Raw genomic sequence first — 6,883 nt, 5'->3', positions numbered from 1 at the left:
TGAAATGCCTGAGCCTATTTTATTAAGCCAGATTTTTGCCAAGCTTACTTCTTTAGGTCGTATTCATCCCGTTTCTACGGGCGTTGAACCCTCGTAAATTGGCTAAGGTATTGTAAGATAAAAAATACTGCTATTTCACATTAGATATACATGAGTGTCCAGTAGTTGTTATGCGTTATTAACTAGGAAAACATGAAAAACACATTGTTTATGCCGTATTTAACAGTAATTTTTATGTGCTAACAATGTGTTTTACTGTAAAAGCACGTTGAAAACACGCTCTTTTGCTGCAATTCTTATAAACTGATGCTGTAATTGGCTTCGGTGCGGCGTGACAAGGCATACTGAATGGGACGCTCACTCAATGATTAAGTACACAATCATGAAGCAGAGCATCTTTTACTACTGATAGGTCAGTAGAAATGAAAAGCGATAAATTTTCTCAGGTCACTGTCGGGTTACATTCGGCTGGCATCGAGGCAAAGTCTGAGTAAATCTCAGCAGGCAGACAACGCAAAATAATCATCAGCAAGCCAGCCCTAACAGCCGGGGTGCAACTTTGCAGAATTCGCCGCATTGCAGTGTTAGTAACCCTTGTGGCAACTTCAGCTATATACTTCAGGGCATCATCGGGGGATGATTCCGATTCAGTAATCAGCATGGGGAAGTATTCATGGGCAAACCACCTTTCCTCATCGCTAAGGTCTGTCAAATTTTTATTACTATCGCTATAAAGACTATCTAATAGCAGTAGTAATATTTTTTTGAACCTGCGCCACCCCCCCCAACGCTGCGTAAATCGGCTAACCCAACCTTGGGAGATGTCCAAAATCTTGGCGATCGCATTTTGGCCAATTTTCTGCTGCGACTGCCAAAGCTGGGTGAAAGTGTTGACAATGGCGTGTCCGGTCTGCTGTTCGCGGCTACCCGCTTCAACGCAGAAATCGCAGGCATCAACAACCTCTAATTTCACCCCTGGCAGTTCGGATAGGAGGAAACTAAGGTCATAATCAGCACAGAAGTAGAAAGTTAGCTTTTCTCCTGGGCGACGGTGGGCGCGTAATCGGCCAATCTCTTGAATAATTTCAGCCCTGACCAACTGGATAAGATACTCTTGAAAAGTGCTGTTCTTGTCTTCAAGGTTGACCTTAACACCTGTCATCACTTGAAAATGTGCTGCCAACGTACCGATATTTTGGTAGGGAATGCCAAAAGAGGCGATCGCATCGGCATCACTAAAACGATTAACACCGCGACCATCGACAAAGTGACCGTACTCAATCCGGTCTTCTGCCTCTTGTGCCACCTGTTTCCACTCGATAATGCCCAAACGCTTATGGAGCATTAACAAAGTTTCCTTGAGGGCATTAACACGGGCAGTTAAGGAACGGGAGCGATTTTTAGACAGTTTACCTAGTCCAGCCACATTAACCACCCTTAAATTGCTGTAATCGGGGCGTGATTGCTCGATGATCAGCAGAGGTTCATGGTAGTTGAGTTTGACTTTCAACTGTTCTGGGGGGGTAGTGGCATCGAGGTAAATATTAAAATGGGCAGAGTTAGCCAAATCTCGATACTTGGAGTTAGGGCGAGAAATAGTGATTTCACCCCATTTACAAGCCAAGTAACCTTCACCCTTCCAAGCTTCCAGGAAATCAGGCAACCAGTACAACGGTAATCCTAGAAAATCCTTACCAGCTTGTTTTGCGCTGTCCTTAACAAGCTTTTTGGCAGCAAAACGGGCGGCGGCACTTTTAGAAAGTTGTTGATCCGTTTGGATATCGAGAGAATCTAAATCAGCGAGAAATTTTAAATTAGGCTCTACTATCTGCCGAATCGCTTCAACATCTAAATCTTGGGGAAACTCCGGTAATACTGCCCTTAATGCCGCATCATCAAAGCCATAGCGAGAATCAGGCTTAATATCTTGGGCAAGAAGCTTACGCAAAATCTGGAAAACTGGCTGGAGTTTTGACCATTGGTCAGGCGGTAAACCTGTAGCCAGTTGCCCCACAGTAGTATCAAAATCTTTTAACTTGACTTGAATTTCGCGCACAGGCTGAATCAGCGTACCAGCTTCTTCCCAAATCCGCCCAAGGGTGAAAGGTTGACCAGCAGCGTTAGTTAAAGTAACTGGTGTAGAGTCGGGATGCGCTCGAATTTGAGAGAAATTTTGAATAACTGTGCGCTTAAGATAGCGGAAGCCGAAACCCTTACCATGAGCGAAACGGCACTGGTTTTGGAGGGGACAACCGTTACAGATGGGGCTAATAGAACTTTCTTCAAAGTCTAAACTGACAAAGTTTTTATCACGAAAGCCTTCAAATAAATAACTGCGGTGACAATTGCCGATGGTATCAGGAGTTTCACCCAGTTTCGGGCGCAATTGAAACGGCTCACCCATTGGGGTGGTGCGGGTGGGGTCGATTTTTAAGCCATTGTGCCGTACTGGGAGGTCAACAAAGTTAGCCTCAATGGGCAATGTTGAGGGGTTGCGGTGGTTGGCATCCTGGTAAATTAGTTTCTCAATCCCGAAAAGGGCGGCGGTGAGTTGACCAGCGTTGTGCGACTTGCCCAAGCCTGGGTGTGAATTATCTAAAATCTGCGTCCAGCCCTTAGAGATGGCTTCAACCCAGGCGGCAATATGCTCATCTGGGGAACAAGTAATAGAAATATCACCTGTAACGTCGCTACGGTGTGGGATATTGCCACGCTTGTAGACAATTACCTGCCGTACCGGCGTAGTAATTTGGGGTTCGGGCTTTGGTGCTGGTGGTGTTGAAAATCCTTTGGCTGCTGCTGTAACAAATGGGGCGATCGCCTGCTTTAATAAATCTTTGAAACTGGTCAAATCTTCTCGGACTTGTCCTAGTTCCCATTGTTCGCGGCTAATCAGCCCTTGGTCACGTTGATATGGTTCATATTGCCGTTGCGGGAAGCGAAAGCCGTACTGTTTGGCAATGTGAAACAGTGTTCCAATCGAAATTCCTCCGCGTCGGAAACTGCGAATTTTGGCGCGAATGTTCCAGGTTGTACTAGGAATGGAAGGCGACCACTTCTCGGCTATGATTTCGGCTTCAGATGCCCCATAGTGATTGACCAAAGCCATCAACACTTGGCGGCATTCGTCGTAATTGCCACTGCCGGGGGAGCGGGGGGGGATGAATGATAGTGCTTGTTGGATCAGCTGCTCGATGTCCCAACCTTCAACGTCGGAAATCTCGCGGAACTGTTGACGGCGTGACTCAATTTCTTTGATGCGTTGCTGGTATTCTTCCCTCTCCCTTTGGGCGATCGCAATTGCTTCAGTGACCCACTCATCTGGTAAAGTGGCTTCTGGGTTGACTATGAGAAATTCTGCTTCTGTGTTGCCGTAAAAAACCCGGCTGGCATCTTTACAGGCTGGGTCGTGTGGTAGCTGCTGCATTAGAAACCGTGTACAAGCTTCTACTGTGTCAGCACCCTCAACATATTGGGGCAGAGGGAAAATCAACCGGAATTTATGCCAGTCAGGTTTATGACTGGCAGTGGTGTACATTAAAGCGCAATGTTTTTGAATGAAGGGATGGACTAGGGCTTGTTCAATGGTTAATTCTGGATCGTAAACCTTAATGGAATTGCCGAAATCATCCTTAATTGGCTTGCCATCCTCATCACGGGCAACATCAGAATTATCGATGTCGAGTAGTAGCCAGTGAGAACCTATGACATTGGCTTTACTTCGCCATTTATTACCTAATAAGCCTGCACAGATGGCGTGACCTGCTTTAATGTGTTGCTGCACATCTTCTAGAGTGCCTTCTGCGTCGCGGAAGTTGGCCGACAGCTTTTTAAAGTCCCAGTCTTTGTTTCTGCCACAAGTGTTGACAGCGAATTTTAACTTCGGCACAGGGCTTTGACTTTCTGCCAAAGCTTTGTTGTTATTTATCACAGATGTACCCTCAAATAACTGGTTTTTCAGTATTTGGAGAGGGTTAACGCACTGCTACACCTGATATCTATGAGATTGAATATTTTGCGTGTTTAAGCTTTTTTCTGCGTACAGAAAAAATAATAAATATGAATGCCAAAATTCCAAGTGAAAATATGTTAATTTTCACAGCACCTCATATAATATGAGAAAGCAGCGCGGAATAATCTCTTTCGCCAATCAGTGGTTAGAGCTTCCAACTACCAATCCACTTATTTGGTCTTCCAGAGATAAAACCCGCTCTCAGATATTCAAATATTTAATTTTCTCTTTTAAGCAAAGCGTTTACCCCTTAGTATCGCTTTGTTTTTTATTTTTTTCTGTTTTTCTGTTTCTACCTCCCTTAAACGCTTCATTTAATCAATAGCCTGATCTTACAAAAGTTTTTGCCTCTTGCGACTTAATATTAGTTTGATGCTTGCCTACTCTTCCTCCTCACTCCTTTTAGACTTGGAAGATTTTTTTTGAGGGGTTGGTTCGCTTGTTTCTCTTCTCTCAATTAGAGCCTTCTTGACTATCACACTTATTAGTTGAGGAACTGACCGAAATTCGGATTCTGCCCATTCCTCTAATTCTTGGTAGTCTTCAGGGTCAAAACTGATTGTTGTTCTAGGTCTTTTAGTAGGCATCAAAAGCATCATTTGTCTATTTAACCGACATTATCAGCTATTGATACACATATTTGTAGAATACATCAACTTCATCATTGATTGACAAGTGATGTACTTGTAGATTAGTATAACACTATCAAGCCAAAAACAGCCACCCAACAAAGGCAATAGAAGCCAGAAAGTGAAGTTTAGGCTTACCAAAACCTGGATGCGTTAATTTAGGCTGATTCAGCCGCTAAATTCTCCAAAGCCAGGATAAATAAGACTTTTATCAACCATCAGAACCATGACAACCACATACACCAATGCCACAAATTGGCTAGTTCAAGCAGACGTGCTTGCCAATTCCGGGCTAACTGCCCTAATTGCAGGTAAAGACCCAGGCGCAGGGTATGGCAAGGCAATTTACGGTGATTTTTCTGTCACCATGCCATCTGCATACTCATTTGTTCGCAACCGCAACATTCGCCATCACGAAACCATATCGAAAGATGGCGCATGGGTGCATTACGTTGAAGGGAAGCGTCTGGACTTAAAAGACACTCAATTCTTTTGGGGAACTGCGGCGATCGCTCAAAGTGACCACACCCTACTGCACGAAGATAAGGCGAAAAAAGCAGAACTGGCATTAGAAAGCATCCTTGCAGACTTAGCAGTTCTGAACATCCCATCGGGGATGAAGCTAGAAATCAGCTTGAGCAACCACAACCCAGAACGCTGGGGAGAAGAAATTAAACGCCGAGTTCAAGGTGTCCACACCTTTCAGCATCAACACCCCGTTAATCGTTCTGTTGTCACCAAGACAGTATCCATCGTAGTCACAGGCATTTATCCAGAGGGTTATGGCAGCATTGCTCATTGTTTATTTGGTGAACCAACCCTAGCCCTTGACCCATCAGAAATTGCTATCGCCCTTGATATCGGTTCATCCACTTGGCTAATTACCGTATTCAACGGCAATGGTGCAGTGATTAACAGACACCTGATTGAAGGTGGAGCCGGTGAACTGCACTCAATGATTGCCGAATCTCTCGACAAACGCAACGACCCTATCAGTTTAATTTCTAAGGACGTAAAACATTCACCCAGCTTAGTTAATCGAGGCATTTTAGAAGGTACTTTTACTTATGGAGGTAATCACCTGACAGGCAAGAAATTTGAAAAAGAATATGCCCAGTGTCTAGATGAATGGTGGTCTAATCGCATTGAGAAATTCGCCAACTTTGTTACTTCCAGCAATTACTTAGATAGAGCCAAATACCTTGTTGCTTGGGGTGGTGGCGTTTCCCTGCCAGTAGTAGATCAAAATCTGGCTGACTTGGGATTTGTGGTTTTAGAAAACCCGCAATTTATCAATGCTTTTGGCTTAAAGCTATTAACAGAAATATCCACAGGAGTATAAACAAGTGTCAGATATAAAGTCCTACGAATCTCGGCGTATAAGCATCTCGTACTTAGCAGTTTATGAACTGTGCCAGATGTTCAATATTCCTCACGATGCACCAACCCAAGCCCTGAGTGCAGCAGTCGAGAAGTTGATATTTCAAGGTGGTATTGGTGTGCAGACATCTCCAAAAACTCAAATGCCGAATACTACACCAATTCAACCGAATAAGACTGGACTAGCAAACATGGCCAGCCAGTTTAAGGGAGTAGCTTCATGAACAACTTAAATCTAGTCTACGACTCAAACCTACTAACCAGTTCAAAGGTTTACCAAATAGATAGAAGCCTCTATCAGTACCTCTATAAAACAGGGACAATCCAGCATCCAAAATATCACTTTCGACCTCTAGCCGGACAACGAAAAAAAGCTGATTTAGTACTCAATCACAAGGCTTTGACTACTCGCTGTTACGAAGTTTCAGGAATGTCAACTAGTGCAAGTGTCATCAGCCAAGAATCACTGCAATTATCAATTTTTTGAGGTGAATTATGAATACTCAACCACTACCAGAATTGATTGCACAAGCCCAACAATTAGTAACCCAAATTCGGCAGCATCCACAATATCAAAGGTTGAATTTTGATTGTGATGTAACCCTTGGGGACGTAAGCCAATTTTTCAACACACTGCAATGGACAGCCGCAGATTCAACTGTGGATGTTTCTAGGGAAGGATTTTTTCAATGATAAGGAGAGCAGTCGCTTGACTGGACACCGAGCGACCACTCCGAATGGCATCTACGTGTAGCGAACTGCAAACATCCAGGGCTAAAACTGCAAACAAGGCGATTTTGAAACCACATTATTTGCAAATAAGGTTCTGCTCAAAACGACATTATTTGCAAATGAAACTGCA

General features: G+C 43.9%; 6 protein-coding genes. 4 read left to right on the top strand and 2 right to left on the bottom strand.

Features of this window, described 5'->3' with window-relative positions; all coding sequences use genetic code 11:
* Window positions 1-442: 442 nt before the first annotated feature.
* Entirely contained in the window at window positions 443-3,931 is a 3,489-nt protein-coding gene (locus tag H6G28_RS35980) for a PriCT-2 domain-containing protein (protein ID WP_190678103.1), read from the bottom strand.
* Window positions 3,932-4,392: 461 nt separating this feature from the next.
* Window positions 4,393-4,599 (bottom strand): ribbon-helix-helix domain-containing protein, encoded by a 207-nt coding sequence (locus H6G28_RS35975; protein WP_190678099.1) that lies wholly within the window; start codon window positions 4,597-4,599, stop codon window positions 4,393-4,395.
* 268 nt (window positions 4,600-4,867) lie between these two features.
* Between H6G28_RS35975 and H6G28_RS35970 the strand changes: the two genes are divergently transcribed.
* From H6G28_RS35970 to H6G28_RS35955, 4 genes are read left to right on the top strand one after another with little or no spacing between them, the layout of a single operon-like run.
* Window positions 4,868-5,983 carry a ParM/StbA family protein gene (locus tag H6G28_RS35970; protein WP_190678096.1) on the top strand — a complete coding sequence of 372 codons (1,116 nt, stop codon included), beginning with the start codon at window positions 4,868-4,870 and terminating at the stop codon, window positions 5,981-5,983.
* Between the two features lie 4 nt (window positions 5,984-5,987).
* Window positions 5,988-6,245 carry a hypothetical protein gene (locus H6G28_RS35965; RefSeq protein ID WP_313950054.1) on the top strand — a complete coding sequence of 86 codons (258 nt, stop codon included), beginning with the start codon at window positions 5,988-5,990 and terminating at the stop codon, window positions 6,243-6,245.
* On the top strand, window positions 6,242-6,508 hold the full coding sequence (locus tag H6G28_RS35960) for a hypothetical protein (RefSeq protein WP_190678093.1): 267 nt from the start codon (window positions 6,242-6,244) through the stop codon (window positions 6,506-6,508). Before H6G28_RS35965 ends, H6G28_RS35960 begins: the two co-directional genes overlap by 4 nt.
* 8 nt (window positions 6,509-6,516) lie before the next feature.
* Window positions 6,517-6,714, top strand: a complete 198-nt coding sequence (locus H6G28_RS35955) for a hypothetical protein (RefSeq protein ID WP_190678091.1) — start codon at window positions 6,517-6,519, stop codon at window positions 6,712-6,714.
* Window positions 6,715-6,883: the final 169 nt, after the last annotated feature.

This window comes from Nostoc sp. FACHB-190 (assembly GCF_014696905.1).
Lineage (GTDB): Bacteria > Cyanobacteriota > Cyanobacteriia > Cyanobacteriales > Nostocaceae > Nostoc_B.
This window is presented reverse-complemented; position numbering and strand designations above follow the sequence as displayed.

What these genes read in the sequence shown, in the direction of transcription:
- H6G28_RS35975 (WP_190678099.1), bottom strand. Translation starts at nt 4,599, where the DNA reads ATGCCTACTAAAAGACCTAGAACAACAATCAGTTTTGACCCTGAAGAC.
- H6G28_RS35960 (WP_190678093.1), top strand. Translation starts at nt 6,242, where the DNA reads ATGAACAACTTAAATCTAGTCTACGACTCAAACCTACTAACCAGTTCA.
- H6G28_RS35955 (WP_190678091.1), top strand. Translation starts at nt 6,517, where the DNA reads ATGAATACTCAACCACTACCAGAATTGATTGCACAAGCCCAACAATTA.
- H6G28_RS35970 (WP_190678096.1), top strand. Translation starts at nt 4,868, where the DNA reads ATGACAACCACATACACCAATGCCACAAATTGGCTAGTTCAAGCAGAC.